The sequence below is a fragment of the Marinobacterium stanieri genome, assembly GCF_900155945.1.
In the GTDB taxonomy this organism is placed as follows: domain Bacteria; phylum Pseudomonadota; class Gammaproteobacteria; order Pseudomonadales; family Balneatricaceae; genus Marinobacterium; species Marinobacterium stanieri.
The window spans coordinates 111,109-126,651 of the sequence record NZ_FTMN01000012.1; the positions used below are offsets into that span (position 1 = coordinate 111,109).

Genomic DNA, 15,543 nt, shown 5'->3' on the forward strand with positions numbered 1-15,543 from the left:
CCGGCTTCGCTCAGCCAGGACACCCGCGTGAGTACTTCCAATTTAACACCAGTTACCGCTGCATTGGCCATAGTCTTATCGTGGCTATTCGCCGTTTCAGCTTCAGCTAATACTATCTCAGAACAGATCAACGTTCAGGTGTCTGAAGCCATTAAACAACACTTTCTCACCAAAGTACCAGACAGCCGACTACAGATTCAGCTCAACCCCATCCCCTCACAGCTGCGCTTGTCACCCTGCAGAAACCCTTTACAGGTCAAACTGCCTTTTCACAGCGGCCAGCGCATCACGGCAAAGGTCAGTTGTAATCAACCGCGGTGGAGCCTGTTTGTTACCGGTACAGTCAAGCACTACAAAACGATTGTGGTCGCCACCAGCCCGATCGTCAAAGGCAGCCGTCTGTCCGCCGGCAAGCTGACACTGCGTGAACGCGAGATCAGCAATCTCAGAGGTGACTATTTTCAGCGCCAGCAGGATGTCGTTGGGCGTGTCGCCCGCATCAGCATCGGTACTGATACCGCCATCACGCCTCGCATGCTGACGCAGGCACAGGCGGTCCAGCGAGGCGACCCGGTAGTCATAGAAACAAGGCGTGGCAGTGTCGTGATCCGCACCGAAGGGATTGCTCAAGAAAATGGCAAGGAAGGTGAAGTGATATCGGTGCTCAACCGTCGCTCCAATATCGAAATTCGGGCACGCATCACCGGCCCGGGCAGGGTCCAGGTTCCCTGATCAACTCGCTAGGCTGCTATCATTTCGCTATACTCAACGGAGTGTTCAAGTGCTCTCGGATGCACTTATTGACCAGCAACAAAAAATATTAAAGTTTTCTTCAAGGCGACCGATACCCTTGCACAGAACAGATTGCGAGGAAATTTAAAATGGCTATCGATTTTCCCGGCCTGTCCCCGGCTTCGTCGGCTGGCAACCGTGGCAAAGTCAGCGACCAGCAGAGCAGCACCCCGTCAGGCGCCGCCGGCCAGCCAGCGACAACACCAGAGCGAGGCGAGCGTGCGGATACCGTGCGAATCAGTGATACCGCACAGGCTCTGCAGCGTTCGTCTGTAGACAGCTCCGATAACGGTGGTGTCGACAGTGACCGTGTTGCTCGTATTCGTGCAGCGATTGAAGACGGCTCTTACCAGATCAATAACGAGCGTATTGCCGATAGTATGCTTGAGCTCGACAGCCTTTTAGGTGAATAACGCTGATGTCAGCCAACGTGCCCGATGCCAATTTCAGTGCCCAGCTGGGAAGCCTGCTGGACCAGAGCACCAAGCTGCTTGAACAGCTTGAACCGCTGCTGGAAACAGAGCTGCAGGCTCTGCAGGACCGTGACACCGGTGCGCTGACTCAGAATAACGAGCAAAAGGTAACCTGCCTGTCCGAACTCGACCGTGTCATCAAGGCACGTGATGAGATGCTGCGTCAGTATCAGGTCGCGTCTACGTCCGAGTCCGTCCTTACCTTCTTCGCCAGCTTGCCGGCACCAGCCGATAAGCTGTTGACTCAGGCCTGGGAGAAACTGGAGCAGCAATTCGACACGATCAAAAAACTCAACCTGCGCAACGAGCAGGTTTTGTTACGCAGTAAACAAAATACCGACCAACTGTTGGCGCTACTTCAGGGCCATGCCCGCAGCAACACAGTCTACAACAACCAGGGTGACGAGGGCCGCTACGAAGGCCAGCGAAGCCTGGGTAAAGCCTAGTAAAAACACCTGCTTAGCGTTAGAATCCTGTGCGTGCCTCAGTAGCTCAGTTGTATAGAGCAGCCCCCTCCTAAGGGGCAGGTCGCAGGTTAGAGTCCTGCCTGGGGCGCCATTTCATACCCCTTATATGTCCCTTTTCGAATACATAATGTCTTAATTTTGAGCCACATCAAGGCTCAAAAATTGGCAGACGAGGTTTTTTGCTGCTACTATCACCCTAGGTTTGGCTGTGTCAGCGATCCGACTTATTACTCCAGCGAAAGAATCTCTCCCGAAAAGGCAACTGCCCCAAGAGCGGCAGACGCAAAGCCAAGGGCCAATTGGATTGGCTGCCTGGCTACCGAAAGAGAGATTCACCCTAATCGCTCCTTTTGGTCGCAACTGGCCATCTTTTTGTACGTGTACCATTTACCTGTCATCTGTAAACAGTCTGCTTAGGCTGCAGCTACAGTGCAGGATCTGCTTGTCTGCTTGTCTGCTTGGCCCGTGATACCTGTTTCAAGCACACCCTCTTCTATTATCCGTTTCTTGATTGCTCAGCTTACTGTCGCCCCCAGGCGCTTCCCTTGTAAATGCCCGCTTCGCATCAAGCTTGGTTCGGCTTCGTCATAAGAATACCTGCGGCTATGTCATTTCAATCTTGATCAATGTCTCCAATTAGATACACTATAACAATCCTTACAGCGAACATCCGGACTGATGAAGAGCTGTCTGGAACTCTCCAGCCGTGGGTGACCTGTGCCGGCACCCACACCCTCACTTTCATCCCTCATTCAGCCATCGCTGGATAGACTCGCGCCAGAACCAACGCCTAAACAGCCTTGCAGACCAGCATCCGCGCTGTGTCCTGGAGAGAATTTCCATGCATACATCCAAAGGTACGCTTCGCCGCGCCTTCTCTTTAGTATTGTTTGCCGCTCTGCTCAGTGCCTGCAGCCACGACCGTTATCTGTTTATCGAGCGGGCCGACCTGAACCAGCTGAATCAGCAACTGCATCAACAGCAGAGCCGCCTGGAGACTCTGGCCGCCGTAAACCAGCAACAGCTGGATACGCTGAACCAGACCCAGCGCTATCAACACCAGGAAATGAGTGCTGCGCTGAAAGAGCAAAGCCGTTCTCTGGCTCAACTCCAGTACACGCGCCCGCCGGCTCGCCCGGCGAATCCTTCACCCACTACCAATCAGACCAGTGGCCGTTACCAGGGCAAGCTGGTGGTCGGGGAAGTAGAGAAATTTTTCCTGGCAACACCTGGGTTAATCTTTGATGCACGTATCGATAGCGGTGCAACAACCTCATCCCTGCACGCCACCAACATTCAGCCCTTTGAGCGTGACGGCGAAGACTGGGTCAGATTTGAGATCGCCCACCCCGAAGCAGAGGAGCCCATCGTGCTGGAGCGCCCCCTGTCCCGACGCGCCCGCATTATTCAGGCCAACAGTGAAGAAGCTGAACGCCGTCCGGTTGTCGAATTGCCGTTTGTCATTGGCGACCATCGCCAGAGTGCCGAATTTACCCTCAATGATCGTGGCCACCTGACCTATCCGGTATTGATTGGCCGCAACGTCCTGCGCGATGTCATGTTGATCGATGTCGGGCGGGAACACGTCACTCAGTTGCCCGAAGGGCTCAAGACACCTGATAGCCAGGAAGACTCACAATGATTCGTCGTTCACGTGCCCCCTTTTACCTGGCCGTCATGTTGCTGATTCTGGCGGGCCTGACATTGGCCGTCATTCGTCATGTCCAGATGGGTGTGCCCTGGCTGCCCGGCAAGCAGCAACCCGTCTGGCTGGTCGAAGCGCGAATCGACTTTGAAGCCTGGGGTGAACCCGTCAAAGTTAATTTGAACATCCCCGAGCAGCCGCCCGGTTTTTATACATTGACCGAGCAAGCCGCTTCACCCGGCTATGGCTTTGCCATCACCGAACAGCAGAAAGACCGCCGCGCCGAATGGACTATTCGTAATGCCAGCGGCCCACAGACACTCTATTTCAAGACGCGTCTGATTCCTGATGCCTATGCTCAGGAAGCACCATTGGAGCCCGGCCCGGTAGATGCCACCGAAGTGTTTCTGGAAGAGCCCGCTGCCACAGCCGCCAGCGCACTGCTGCAACAGGCTGAAGCGCGTTCAAGTGGCCCTGCCAGCCTGACACGTGAGCTGATCACCCTGTTGACCAGCCAAACACCAGACCAGAACACCCGCCTGCTGCTCGGCCAGGAATCGTTATCCAGCACGCTGGTGCAACTGCTCAACTCGGCCGGAATTCCGGCGCGCATTGCCGATGGCCTGAAACTGGAAGACGCACGCCGCCAGCAGACGCTTGAACCCTGGCTGCAGGTGCATGATGGCGACCGCTGGCTCACCTTTGACCCCCGTACCGGTGCCCAGGGTGTTCCCGAAGACGTCCTGCTGTGGCGCCAGACCCAGGGCCCTCTGCTGGATGTGATGGGCGGTTCAGGCTCGCGGGTACACTTTTCCATGCTGCGACAGACCCTGCCGGCACTGCAGATTCTGCGCTCGGAAGCCAGCAGCGACCGCAGCTTTGGCGCCCTGAGCCTGTACCAGCTTCCGGTTGAGCAGCAGAGCATGTTCCGAATGCTGTTATTGCTGCCGCTGGGAGCTCTCGTGGTCTGCCTGATGCGCATTCTGGTGGGCATCAAAACCTCCGGCACCTTCATGCCGGTCCTGATTGCGGTGGCCTTTGTGCAAACATCGCTGGTACCGGGGCTTGCTGCATTTATCAGCGTGGTAACACTGGGGCTTGTGATGCGGGGCTACCTGTCCAGCCTCAACCTGCTGCTGGTCTCGCGTATCTCGGCGCTGATTATTCTGGTGCTGTTCATTACGGCCGGCATCAGCATCATCGGCTACCAGATGGGCTTCAGCACCGGCATGACGGTCACCTTCTTCCCCATGGTCATCCTCGCCTGGACCATCGAGCGCATGTCGATCCTGTGGGAAGAGGAAGGCGCTCATGAGGTTCTGATCCAGGGTGCAGGCAGCCTGCTGGTGGCCATACTGGCCTACCTTGTCATGCGTTCGCCGCTGGCCGAGCACCTCAGTTTCAACTTCCCGGAACTGCATTTGGTCGTACTGGGCATCATCCTGCTGCTGGGGCAGTACACCGGCTACAAACTGACAGAGCTGCGCCGTTTCGCGCCCATGAAGGGGTATCACTGATGTTTGACTGGATTAGACCAAGGGAACTGAAGCAGCTGGGCATGCTCAGCATGAACAAGCGCAACATCGACTATATCGCTCGCTACAACGACCGCAGTGCCTTCCCGCTGGTGGATAACAAACTGCTTACCAAACAGATTGTCGATGAGTATGAGGTGGCAAGCCCCAGCCTGCTGCAGGTCGTGCGTGAGCAACATGAGATCGCCCACTTTCGCGAGCAGGTCGCCAACCTGGACGGTTTTGCCATCAAGCCCGCCAAAGGCTCGGGCGGCAAGGGGATACTGGTGATCACGGGGCGCGAAGGCGAAGATTTCCTGAAGCCTTCCGGCAGCCGCATCAGCCTGGCCGATATTGAGCGCCACCTGTCGAACATTCTGGCCGGGCTCTATTCGCTGGGCGGCTCACCGGATGTTGCCGTCATTGAAGCTCTGGTACGCAGCGAGCCAAGGCTTTCCGCCTACTCCCATCAGGGCGTGCCCGATATCCGCATCGTCGTCTTCAAAGGCTACCCGGTGATGGCCATGTTACGCTTGGCAACCCAGGCATCCGATGGCAAGGCGAACCTGCACCAGGGCGCGGTCGGCGTTGGCCTCAATCTGGCCAATGGCCATGCGCTCAATGCCGTACAGTTTGACCGTCCCATCAGCGAGCACCCGGATAATGGCCTGCGACTGAGCGATATCCGCATCGATAACTGGCGCTACCTGCTGGGGATGGCCAGCCGCTGCTACGAGGCGACAGGGCTGGGCTACATGGGCGTCGACCTGGTGGTGGATGAAACTCGCGGGCCGCTGCTGCTGGAACTGAACGCACGCCCCGGGCTGGCGATTCAGATCGCTAACGGCCAGGGACTGTTGCCCCGCCTGCATGCGGTGGAAGCGTTGAAGCGCCCACATCTAACGCCGGAGGAGCGCGTGCATTGGGCGATGGGAGAGGCCGGTGCTGAGGAAATTATGCAGCCGCGACCGCTGGAAACCTCATTTGCGCCGGCACTGCATGCCTAAGGACGGACTCAGAGCAAACGTCCAACCCGCGTTACCAAGACAACACCCAGCGCAGAAAGACAACCGGTGGCGACCCAGGTCAGTTGCCAGCCACCGGCCCAGCCTGCCAAAGCGCCAATCAATGGCGGCGTGACAAACTGGCCCAATGCAGACAGCTGCAACATCCAGCCTACCGCCGTGGACACCACACTGGTATCCGGTGCCAGCCGCACAGCCAGGGAGAACAGCACCCCTGGAATCACGCCACTTACGGAAGAAAACACCAAAACGGCCGCATAACGTAGCCAGGGCAAGTCAGCCGTGACATCCGAAAACGCGGTCCAGGTCGTGAGCGTCATCACGGCAAAACCGAAATACAGCAGTTGACGCGGCCCCACACCGGCCTGCAACAATCGCCCGGAGGCAGCGTTGCCGACCACATTGGCAACCGCGGCAAAGGCGGTCAGCACGCCCACCAGACTGCCTTCCAAGCCTGCTTGTGTGTAAATAGATGGCAGAAAGCCGATCACCGACAACCACTGCCCTGAGTAAGCCGCGAAGATCATTGCCACCAGCCAGGGGCCGGGACTGCCGAGGATAATTTTAAGCCGTGCCAGAATGGCGCGCAGCCCCGCCATCGGCGAGCCCGAACGCGGATTATTATTGCGCTGGTCGGCCGGTACCCTCAGCAACACCAGGCTCAGCATCACCAGCGTCACTGCAGCAATCAGCCACCACCAGCCCTGCCAGCCCAGCTGCTGCATAAGCCAGGGGCCGATCAGCAAACCCGTGCCCGTGCCAAAGCCCATATAACAGCCCCACCAGCCCAGGCTCACACTCAGTTTTTCCGCTGTCACCAATTGGCGCAGCAGACCGGGGCCTGACAGGGTCACCAGCAGGAAGCCAAAACCTTCAAAGCCGCGCAAGACCAGCAACTCGGTGGCTGAACTGGCAAAGCCACCCAACACACTGGTCAGGGTCAAAATTCCCAGGCCCGTGAGAATACTGCGCCTCAAGCCGGCGCTATCAGCCAATACACCGATCAACGCCCCTGCCAGCATGCCTGCCAGTTGAACCAGCGACAGCATGAACCCGGCCTGCACCAGGCTGACTCCCAGCTCATCCTGCAACACCGGAATCGCCGGAGGCAATTTACCGATATGCAAGGCAGCGGTAATTCCGGCCAACATCACCAGAATTTCGGGGGGGAGCCTGCGGGGGCGGGCGGCTATCTTATTCAATGTAAAAGACCTGTCACTAAAAACAGCGCATTGTACGCCCCGTCGCACTGAACCAAAATGGCTTGCGGGCGTACAAAGCCTATATAAATAAACGGAGACAGCCATGAAACGCCTGATGTCATCCATCCTCGGGCTATGCCTCAGCCACACGGCAACTGCTGCCGAGCCGAACACTGACGCCCTTTTCGATCATCAACTGAAACGACTACATGCCGATGAAAGGGTTGATATGCGGGCAGCCTTTTCCGGGCATCCGATGCTGGTGATTAATACCGCCAGCCACTGCGGCTTTACACCTCAGTTTGAAGGCCTTGAAAGCCTGCACCAGCGCTACAAGGACAAAGGATTGAAAGTGGTCGGCTTCCCGTCCAACGACTTCATGCAGGAAGCCAAGGATGAAGCCAAAATCGCCAAGGTATGCCGCTATAACTTCGGCGTAACCTTCGACATGTTCAGCCCCATTGCCGTTCGCGGTAGTGATGCACACCCCATATTCCAGGAAATCGCACGACAAACTGACAAGCCGCCGCGCTGGAATTTCTACAAGTATGTTATCGACGCTGAAGGGAATGTGACTGCAGCCTTCTCCAGCATGACAGCACCGGATGATGAAGACCTGCGCAAGGCGATAGAAGCGGTCCTCTGATCATGGCTCCAGGCGCTGAACCCGGCCATCGCGACCAATGCAGAAGGTATCAAAGTCTTCAGCCAAAAACAGGTCGCCCTGATACTGGCTCAGCGCTTCACTGCGTAGGTCTTCCAGTGAAGCATCGCCTGAGCGCCGCGGCACCTTGCGGTAGCGCGGGCTGAAATGGGTCAGAATCAGTGCCGGTATACTCTGCGACTGAGCAAACTGGGCCACACGAAGCGCACTGCTATGCTGCGGCTCAGGGCCCACTTTCTGCAATACCGGTTCGGTGTAGGTAGCTTCATGCACCAACGCATGCACGCCCTCACAGGCACCAGCCAAAAGGTCAGGACGGTCATTATCACCACCGACCACAAGCGAGCGTGCGGCATAGGCCGGCACAGCGTAATCTTCACCATTCAGCTCGCGCCCATCGTCCAGCGTTACCCGTTCGCCCTTCTGCAGACGCCCATACACCGGCGATGGCGGCACGCCTTCACGCTGAAGGCGTTCGGTATCCAGCCCTGTGGGAACCTGACGCTCATCCAGCCGATAGGCCCAGCATTCGACACGATGACTCAGCCGCGTTGCCGTAACACCACATTCATCCAGTTCCAGCGCCAGCTGCGATGACACCTCCACAAACTCAAGCGGATACTCAATGCGCAACTCCGTGTGCTTGATAACCGCCTGCAAATACGCCCACACGGATGCCGGGCCAACCAGCACCAGGGGTTCAGTACGCCCGTTCAACTGACAGGACGCCAACAGCCCCGGCAAGCCATAACAGTGGTCACCGTGGATATGTGTGATCAGGATCGCTTTCAACTTGAGCGGCGATAACCGAGTACGCTGTAACTGATGCTGAGTCGCTTCACCACAATCCACCAACACCCAGCCCCTTCCCGTTTCAGGATGAATGGCTGTCGCACTGACGTTCCGCTGGCGTGTAGGCGCACCGGATGAGGTGCCCAGGAAGGTGATATTCATGAGGGGAGTTTAACCCAGCTGCACACGCCTGTTGATGGCGATAAGGAATCAATTTTGGCCGAAGCTCAACCCCGTCTCTGCTTCCCCACCCAGGCGATATGCTTCTGCACGGCAGGGTCAGCCAGTAATTTTTCCAGCGTGTAGTAGTCCCGCGCAAGTGTCATTTCATCAAACAGCTTGTGGATACCACGGTGGCAGGCCTGGCACACCCAGATACCTTGGTTAAGCTCATCACGTGTATACGCCTTTTTAAAGCGAGGGCGGCGGTGCATCTTGCGCGGGATCAGATGATGAAAGGTCAGCGGGATGGCCCGGTTACAAAGTTCACAGTGTTCAAAGGAAGCGCGCTGGCGCATGTGATGGGTTTCCTTACTGGTATCGACTAGTATTACGCCTGCCTGCGGCTATCTGATCAAGAGGTGTCGATGGGTTTTAACTATTCAAGTTTTTCCAGGGCGAGTCGATAACCTTGCCAGTGCAACCCCAAGTGTCGAGGCCATCATGAAAGTGCTCGTTTCCACCCCACAGTTATACAATTCACGCCCCCAGTCTGGAGTCGAGGGTTCTCAACAGCAGCAAGGTGCATCCAAGGATGCCAACCAGGTACTGCTGGGCAAACTCGCAGAAAAGATTCCGGGCATGAGTGCGGAAAAACTGTCCGGTCTGGAAGCCGAGGATTTCACCCCCGATAAGGTCGCCGGCCGTATCAGCGACTTTGTTGCCCAGGGACTGGAAGCGGCCCGTTCACGCGGTGCCTCCGAAGAACGTCTTACCGAGATGTACAACGCGGCGGTCAAGGGCGTTGAGAAGGGGTTTGCCGAAGCACGCGAAATTCTGGATGAGCTGAGCATGCTGAGCGAGCCCATCGCCGCTCAGATAGATGAAACCGAGCAGCTCACCTTTGATGCTCTGGCCGGTATAGCCCCGGGCAGCGCCGCACAAACTTCACCGGTCTCTCAGGTTGCACTGGGCGGGGCCGAGCGTTTCCGTAATGCCGAAGACATGTCGCTGAGCGTGCGCACCCGTGACGGCGATGAAGTCACCATCAACTTCAGCCGCAACCAGAGCTACGATGCCACCTACGGCGCAGGCGCCGACAGTGAGGGCAACTCGGTAGCCTGGATGAATGTCAGCCGAAGTGAAAGCAGCCAGTACGAGTTCAGCGTTAAAGGCGAGCTGGATGAAGGTGAGCTGGACGCACTGCAGCAGATGATCCGCGATGTCTCCAGTGTGGCGGACGAGTTCTTCAACGGCGACGTACAGAAGGCGTTTGAAGACAGCGCTGATATCAGCTTTGATGCCAGCGAACTCCAGTCCATGCAGCTGGACATGAGCTATACCCGCAGCCTGGCACAGGCCTCTACCTATGAACAGGTAGGCGGTCTTGATCAGCCGGTGGATAAACCCGGCAAGCGTCTGGGTCAGCTGATGAAGGATCTGGCAGACAGCGTGGGCGCGCCCTCACTGGGCTTCCTGCAGTCACCGGCTCAGGCTGGCCGAGACCTGATGACCGGTCTGGTCGAGCAGGACAGCCGCTTTAATGAAGCGCTGGAATCCGTGCAGGATGTGTTCAGCAAGCACCTGCAGGATCTGCTGGATAAGGTGCTGCCGGTTGAAGATCAGGTGGTAAACCCTGCCAATGAAGAGCAGGATTCCGACCTGCCTGCCGCTGAATAAACCGCCAATACACAGAACACACCAAGGCCCGGCAGTTATCGGGCCTTTTGCGTTTTAAAGCGGAATGATTTTTCAGCCTTGAGCAGCGTAATACTGATCCAGCGCCTCGCGGATATGGCGCACGGCATTCACCGACTGCTCATTGTCACCGTGAACACAGAGCGTATCGGCCTGCAGTGCCACTTCAGTGCCATCCAGGGTGGTCACTACTCCTTCCCGCGCCAGTCGCAGAGACTGATCAATGATACGCGCCTCATCGTGATAGACAGAACCTTCAACGCGACGCGGCACGAGAAAGCCCTGAGCATCATAGGCACGATCCGCAAAGGCCTCGAACAGTAAGGTAGCGCCAAACTCTTCGGCGATACGCTCCACCTCGGTATTATCCGCCGTGGCCATCAACATTAACGGCAGACTGGCGTCATAGCGGGTCACCCCTTCCAGCACGGCACGCAGAATGCTGTGGTCTTTCATCATGTCGTTGTAGAGCGCACCATGAGGCTTTACGTAACTCAGCACCATGCCCTGAGCCTGAGCAATTCCGGCCAATGCGCCTGTCTGATACTGGACCATGGCCACCACTTCCTGTGGATGGCAGTGCATGCTGCGACGGCCAAAGCCCACCAGGTCCGGGTAGCTTGGATGTGCGCCGATGCGGGCGCCGGCATGTTTTGCCAGCAGCACCGTGCGGGTCATGGTGACGGGGTCTGAGGCATGAAAGCCACAGGCCACGTTGGCCATATCCACCAGCGGCATCACCTGGTCATCCAGCCCCATGTTCCAGGAACCGAAGCTTTCGCCCATATCACAGTTCAACAGCAATCGTTTTGGCATCACGCCCTCTCAACACACTCGCTTAATCCGCTCAGGCTTTCTGCAGCTCAAAGGCATCTGCATCCTGCCAGGCCGGAAACTTGTCACGGAACTGGTGCAAGGCCTCGGCATTCAGCAGCCCGGTCTTGATATAGGGCTCGCCCGCCGGACCATCCAACAGGGCTTCGCCTTTGAAATCCACCAGCAGGCTATCGCCAGCGTAGCTAAGCCCCTTGGAATCTTCCCCGACGCGGTTCACACCAATAACATAGCTCTGATTTTCAATGGCACGCGCCTGCAGCAAGGTGCGCCAGGCATGACGCCGGGGCGCCGGCCAGTTGGCCACACAGAGCATCAGGTCGTAGTCATCCCGATTACGACACCAGACCGGGAAACGCAGGTCGTAACAGACCTGAGGCAAAATGCGCCAGCCTTTGTACTCGAACAGGTCGCGTTGCTCACCTGCAGCATAGTGATGGTGTTCATCACCCATGCGGAACAGGTGACGTTTGTCATAGAACTGCACTTCGCCATCCGGTGATACAAACAGGAAGCGGTTGCGATAGCCTTCATCTTCAACCGCCAGGCTGCCACAAATGGCGGCGCCCAGGTCAGCGGCCTGTGTCTGCAGCCATGCCAGCGTCGGCCCCCGCATGGGTTCGGCGACTTCCTCCGGTGACATGGTAAAACCTGTGGTAAACATTTCCGGCAATACAATCAGGTCTGTTTGCCCTTCCAGCGGCGCCATCAGGCCTGCCAGTCGTTGACGGTTGGCATCGGGTGCGTGCCAGTCCAGGTGAGTCTGCACCAGACTGGTTCTCAGGTTCTGTCGGCTTGTCATATCGTGCATAACCTCTCGGCGGCCTGTTCCAGTGTGGATTCATTTTTGGCGAAGCAGAAGCGTACCAGCTTCATCTCGGGTGGCTGCTGGCAGAACACCGACAGCGGGATCGCCACAACGCCTGCCTGCTCTACCAGGCAAAGCACAAACTCGGTATCCGGCAGGTCACTGATAGCAGAGTAGTCCATCACCTGGAAATACGTGCCCCCGGCAGGCGTAAAGCGAAAGCGGCTGTCCGCCATCAGGGCGTTAAAGTGATCCCGCTTGGCCTGATAAAACGCGGGCAGTGCCTGATCGTGGGAGGAGTCGGCATTGAGATAATCCGCCAGCGCCAGCTGGAAGGGAGTGCTGGTACTGAAGGTGAGGTACTGGTGTACCTTGCGCAGCTCGGCACTCAGCGGAGCCGGCGCCACACAGTAACCCACTTTCCAGCCGGTGGTGTGATAGGTCTTGCCGAACGAGGACACCACAAAACTGCGTTTGGCCAGATCAGGATAGCGATTCATGCTCTGATGGGCGGCACCATCAAAGACGATGTGCTCATATACTTCGTCTGCCAATAGCAGAATATCCGTGCCTTCAACCAGACGGCTCAGCGCCTGCATATCCGCTTCACTCAGTACCTGCCCGATCGGGTTGTGAGGCGTATTGAGGATAATCATGCGCGTGCTCGGGTTAATGGCACGCGCCACTTCATCCCAATCGATACCGAACGCAGGTGGCTGCAGCTGCAAATGCACTGCCTTGCCTCCATTGAGTCTGACCGCCGGATCGTAGCTGTCATAGGCGGGATCAAACACGATCACTTCATCGCCGGGCCGCACAACAGCCGCAATGGCAGCAAACAAGGCTTCCGTCGCGCCGGAGGTGACCGTCACTTCTGAAGCGGCATCCACCTGGCGACCATAGCAACGCTGAACCTTGGCCGCGATCGCTGCGGTCAGGGCAGGCACCCCATTCATCGGCGCATACTGGTTGGCACCGGCACGAATATGGTGATCTACCCGGGCCAGCAATGCCTCGGGACCGTCAAAGTCGGGAAAACCCTGCGACAGGTTAATGGCCTGATGGGCTTGCGCCAGTGCAGACATCTGCGCAAAGATCGTGGTGCCGACACCCGGCAGTTTGGTTTCGGGATAACGCATGACCCACTCACAACTGATGAAACCGACGATAGTACCGGAGAGACGCAAGCCGGCTCAACAAAGGTACGTTTTGCAATCTGAGCAAGGGTAGAATGGGAATGTTGGACTGGATTCTGACGCATAACGGTTTCATTATTGAAGCAATCATACTGGGCCTTGTTGTTGTGTATGTAGGCCTGAAAATCAAATAACCTGTTGTTTTATATTATCCGGAGTCGCCATGAATGTGCCGCTTGCCTCTAACCGCTTGATCCCCCTGCTGCTGGTTAGCGCACCTGTTTTTGCCAGTGAAGAGCTGTACCTGAGTGAACAGGATTTCTTCACGGATATCCCGGAAATCACCTCTGCTACCCGCCTTACGCAGAAACTGACCGACTCCCCCGCCTCCATCAGCATCATTGATCGTGACATGATCACCGGTTCAGGTGCGCGCAACATCCCCGATCTGCTGCGCCTGGTACCCGGTTTCCAGTCGGCACACGTCAGCGTGAACAAGTTTGCCACCACCTACCACGGCGTCAGCGACAACTTTCCTCGCCGCATGGAAGTGATGGTGGATGGCCGCTCCGTGTATGTCCCCATGCTGGGAACGGTGGACTGGACCTCTCTGGGCCTGAATATGGATGATATTGCTCGCATCGAAGTGGTTCGAGGCTCCAACGTCCCCACTCAGGGAGCCAATGCTTTCATGGGTTCCATCAACATTATTACCCGTGAACCGGCTGCACAAAGCGGCGGCTACGTCACCGCAGGCGCCGGCAGTCTCGACAGCCAGGCCGTCACCGCCAGTCACAGTGACAGCCTGGCCAACTGGAACTACCGTATCTCGGGCGGCCACGAACAAAACGATCACGAAGACATTTATCATGACCGTCTGCGCCGCAACTACCTGAGCGTCAGCGGCAGCTACACGCCCTCACTGACCGAAACCCTGCGTTTTCAGGCCGGTATCGACCGCGGCATGACCAACGTGGGCCAGGCTGATGATCTGGATTACGAGTATGTGCGCCGCAAGCATGAGTCCAACTACCAGTATTTGCGCTACCAGAACCTGTACTCCGACACCGGAACCCTGCAGATATCCGCCTTCCATAATTACCTGAATCTGGAAACGCCGCTGACCAGCCTGTCAGACCTGACGGCCCTGCTGGCCGATGAACTGGGTTATACGCCGGAAGACGCCTTCGTGCGCCATTTTCAGGCGTTGAACAGAACCCGGGACGACGTAGAGCACGGCAAAACACATACCTACGATGCCGAAATCCAGCTCACCGAGCAGCTGGATCAGGTCAGCCTGGTCGCCGGGCTTGGCTACCGCATGGAAGAAGCCGTCAGTGATGTGCTGTTTCAGGCGGGCGAGGAGCAGGAAGAGCGCTGGCGCGGCTTTGCCAACGTCAACTGGGCCTGGCACCCCGAATGGCAGCTCAACTCGGGGGTCATGTATGAGCACAGTTCGGAAAACGCGGATGCCTTCTCCTACCGTCATGCTTTGATCCATCACCCGAGTCAGCAGAGCAGCATTCGCCTGGGCTACTCGCTCAGTGAGCGCCTGCCGTCACTGCAGGAGCGCTTCGGCAACAATGCCATTTATGCACCACCGATTCCCGGCCTCACCGATCAGGTGACCCTGTTTGACCAGATCACCGGAAGCAATCCTGACCTGCAACCGGAACGCAACCGCACCTACGAGATCGGCTACTACCGCAACCTGGCCCAGCAGTCAGCCTCCCTCGATGTGCGTATATTCCGGGAAGAAATGGAATCCATGGTCGACAGTTACTTTACCCTGGCCGAAGAAGATTCCCTGTTGGGGCCGGACCGCATCATCATTAAGGAAAATCAGTACAGCTGGACCAATGAAGGTGCAGAGGTCAGTTTCAAACAGCAGCTGACGCCCGAGTTCTGGTACCTGATCAACTACGCCTACATCAATACGCGCAATGACCCCTGGGTCAACAACAAGAAATTGAATGGCTCCAAGGTATCCTTTGGCGACAGCCTGACCGCCGAGCACACCGCCTCGCTCATGCTGAACTGGCGCCCCAAGCCTGACTTGAATCTGAGCGCCATGTACTACTATATGGATACAATGAACTGGCTGGAAGGTGGCATTCGCGATAGCTATGAGCGTACCGATCTGCGTGCGGCCCATAGCTGGCAGCTGGATAGCCAGCGCGACCTGGAGGTTGCCTTGACCGTTCAGAACGCCTTCGGGCCCAGCTATGCCGAGTTCTACGAATACAACCTGTTTGATCGCCGCTACTGGCTACAGCTTTCGCTCAGGCACCATTAACTCGATGACTGGATAATTGCAGGGATGGCAAATTATTT

Annotated in this window: 15 protein-coding genes, 1 tRNA gene and 1 riboswitch; of the genes, 10 read left to right on the forward strand and 6 right to left on the reverse strand. The window is 57.0% G+C overall.

What is annotated here, in order from left to right; all coding sequences use genetic code 11:
• Positions 1-138 precede the first annotated feature (138 nt).
• From flgA to BW956_RS20340, 7 genes are all read left to right on the forward strand, one after another.
• Positions 139-732, forward strand: a complete 594-nt coding sequence (gene flgA / locus BW956_RS20310) for a flagellar basal body P-ring formation chaperone FlgA (RefSeq protein ID WP_175612049.1) — start codon at positions 139-141, stop codon at positions 730-732.
• A gap of 149 nt (positions 733-881) precedes the next feature.
• A complete protein-coding gene (gene flgM, locus BW956_RS20315; protein WP_076465900.1) occupies positions 882-1,205 on the forward strand; it encodes a flagellar biosynthesis anti-sigma factor FlgM in 324 nt (107 codons plus the stop codon).
• A gap of 5 nt (positions 1,206-1,210) precedes the next feature.
• On the forward strand, positions 1,211-1,711 hold the full coding sequence (flgN, locus tag BW956_RS20320; RefSeq protein WP_076465903.1) for a flagellar export chaperone FlgN: 501 nt from the start codon (positions 1,211-1,213) through the stop codon (positions 1,709-1,711).
• 35 nt (positions 1,712-1,746) lie between these two features.
• Positions 1,747-1,823: transfer RNA gene (locus tag BW956_RS20325), tRNA-Arg, on the forward strand.
• 156 nt (positions 1,824-1,979) lie between these two features.
• A riboswitch (cyclic di-GMP riboswitch) is annotated at positions 1,980-2,056 on the forward strand.
• A 517-nt stretch (positions 2,057-2,573) separates the two neighbouring features.
• On the forward strand, positions 2,574-3,374 hold the full coding sequence (locus tag BW956_RS20330; protein WP_076465906.1) for an ATP-dependent zinc protease family protein: 801 nt from the start codon (positions 2,574-2,576) through the stop codon (positions 3,372-3,374).
• Positions 3,371-4,894 (forward strand): UUP1 family membrane protein, encoded by a 1,524-nt coding sequence (locus BW956_RS20335; protein WP_076465908.1) that lies wholly within the window; start codon positions 3,371-3,373, stop codon positions 4,892-4,894. The genes BW956_RS20330 and BW956_RS20335 overlap by 4 nt, the downstream gene beginning before the upstream one ends.
• The gene (locus BW956_RS20340) at positions 4,894-5,898 is read left to right on the forward strand and encodes an alpha-L-glutamate ligase-like protein (RefSeq protein ID WP_076465911.1); all 1,005 of its coding nucleotides are present in this window, start codon (positions 4,894-4,896) and stop codon (positions 5,896-5,898) included. The genes BW956_RS20335 and BW956_RS20340 overlap by 1 nt, the downstream gene beginning before the upstream one ends.
• A gap of 8 nt (positions 5,899-5,906) precedes the next feature.
• Here BW956_RS20340 and BW956_RS20345 read toward each other — a convergent pair whose 3' ends face one another.
• Positions 5,907-7,118, reverse strand: coding sequence for an MFS transporter (locus tag BW956_RS20345; RefSeq protein ID WP_244894398.1), 1,212 nt, complete (start codon positions 7,116-7,118; stop codon positions 5,907-5,909).
• 103 nt (positions 7,119-7,221) lie between these two features.
• On the opposite strand from BW956_RS20345, the gene BW956_RS20350 reads away from it, so the two are divergent.
• On the forward strand, positions 7,222-7,764 hold the full coding sequence (locus tag BW956_RS20350) for a glutathione peroxidase (RefSeq protein WP_076465916.1): 543 nt from the start codon (positions 7,222-7,224) through the stop codon (positions 7,762-7,764).
• Here BW956_RS20350 and BW956_RS20355 read toward each other — a convergent pair whose 3' ends face one another.
• Together BW956_RS20355 and BW956_RS20360 are read right to left on the reverse strand one after the other, a co-directional pair.
• Positions 7,765-8,736 carry a ribonuclease Z gene (locus BW956_RS20355; protein WP_076465919.1) on the reverse strand — a complete coding sequence of 324 codons (972 nt, stop codon included), beginning with the start codon at positions 8,734-8,736 and terminating at the stop codon, positions 7,765-7,767.
• A 65-nt stretch (positions 8,737-8,801) separates the two neighbouring features.
• Positions 8,802-9,092, reverse strand: coding sequence for a hypothetical protein (locus BW956_RS20360; RefSeq protein ID WP_076465921.1), 291 nt, complete (start codon positions 9,090-9,092; stop codon positions 8,802-8,804).
• A 145-nt stretch (positions 9,093-9,237) separates the two neighbouring features.
• On the opposite strand from BW956_RS20360, the gene BW956_RS20365 reads away from it, so the two are divergent.
• On the forward strand, positions 9,238-10,413 hold the full coding sequence (locus tag BW956_RS20365; protein ID WP_076465924.1) for a DUF5610 domain-containing protein: 1,176 nt from the start codon (positions 9,238-9,240) through the stop codon (positions 10,411-10,413).
• Between the two features lie 72 nt (positions 10,414-10,485).
• Here BW956_RS20365 and BW956_RS20370 read toward each other — a convergent pair whose 3' ends face one another.
• The 3 genes from BW956_RS20370 to BW956_RS20380 are packed head-to-tail and all read right to left on the reverse strand — an operon-like array spanning position 10,486 to position 13,212.
• Positions 10,486-11,247 (reverse strand): 5-oxoprolinase subunit PxpA, encoded by a 762-nt coding sequence (locus tag BW956_RS20370; protein WP_076465926.1) that lies wholly within the window; start codon positions 11,245-11,247, stop codon positions 10,486-10,488.
• A gap of 31 nt (positions 11,248-11,278) precedes the next feature.
• The gene (locus BW956_RS20375; RefSeq protein WP_076465959.1) at positions 11,279-12,067 is read right to left on the reverse strand and encodes an amidohydrolase; all 789 of its coding nucleotides are present in this window, start codon (positions 12,065-12,067) and stop codon (positions 11,279-11,281) included.
• Positions 12,064-13,212: a pyridoxal phosphate-dependent aminotransferase gene (locus tag BW956_RS20380; protein ID WP_076465928.1), complete on the reverse strand. Its 1,149-nt coding sequence runs from the start codon at positions 13,210-13,212 to the stop codon at positions 12,064-12,066. Before BW956_RS20380 ends, BW956_RS20375 begins: the two co-directional genes overlap by 4 nt.
• A 220-nt stretch (positions 13,213-13,432) precedes the next feature.
• Here BW956_RS20380 and BW956_RS20385 point away from each other — a divergent pair, with 220 nt between their 5' ends.
• A complete protein-coding gene (locus tag BW956_RS20385) occupies positions 13,433-15,505 on the forward strand; it encodes a TonB-dependent receptor plug domain-containing protein (protein ID WP_076465930.1) in 2,073 nt (690 codons plus the stop codon).
• Positions 15,506-15,543 lie beyond the last annotated feature (38 nt).

Coding starts and splice junctions, on each gene's coding strand:
- BW956_RS20360 (WP_076465921.1), bottom strand. CDS start 9,092: ATGCGCCAGCGCGCTTCCTTTGAACACTGTGAACTTTGTAACCGGGCC.
- BW956_RS20365 (WP_076465924.1), top strand. CDS start 9,238: ATGAAAGTGCTCGTTTCCACCCCACAGTTATACAATTCACGCCCCCAG.
- BW956_RS20375 (WP_076465959.1), bottom strand. CDS start 12,067: ATGACAAGCCGACAGAACCTGAGAACCAGTCTGGTGCAGACTCACCTG.
- BW956_RS20335 (WP_076465908.1), top strand. CDS start 3,371: ATGATTCGTCGTTCACGTGCCCCCTTTTACCTGGCCGTCATGTTGCTG.
- BW956_RS20330 (WP_076465906.1), top strand. CDS start 2,574: ATGCATACATCCAAAGGTACGCTTCGCCGCGCCTTCTCTTTAGTATTG.
- flgM (WP_076465900.1), top strand. CDS start 882: ATGGCTATCGATTTTCCCGGCCTGTCCCCGGCTTCGTCGGCTGGCAAC.
- BW956_RS20350 (WP_076465916.1), top strand. CDS start 7,222: ATGAAACGCCTGATGTCATCCATCCTCGGGCTATGCCTCAGCCACACG.
- flgN (WP_076465903.1), top strand. CDS start 1,211: ATGTCAGCCAACGTGCCCGATGCCAATTTCAGTGCCCAGCTGGGAAGC.
- BW956_RS20380 (WP_076465928.1), bottom strand. CDS start 13,212: ATGCGTTATCCCGAAACCAAACTGCCGGGTGTCGGCACCACGATCTTT.
- BW956_RS20370 (WP_076465926.1), bottom strand. CDS start 11,247: ATGCCAAAACGATTGCTGTTGAACTGTGATATGGGCGAAAGCTTCGGT.
- BW956_RS20355 (WP_076465919.1), bottom strand. CDS start 8,736: ATGAATATCACCTTCCTGGGCACCTCATCCGGTGCGCCTACACGCCAG.
- BW956_RS20340 (WP_076465911.1), top strand. CDS start 4,894: ATGTTTGACTGGATTAGACCAAGGGAACTGAAGCAGCTGGGCATGCTC.
- BW956_RS20385 (WP_076465930.1), top strand. CDS start 13,433: ATGAATGTGCCGCTTGCCTCTAACCGCTTGATCCCCCTGCTGCTGGTT.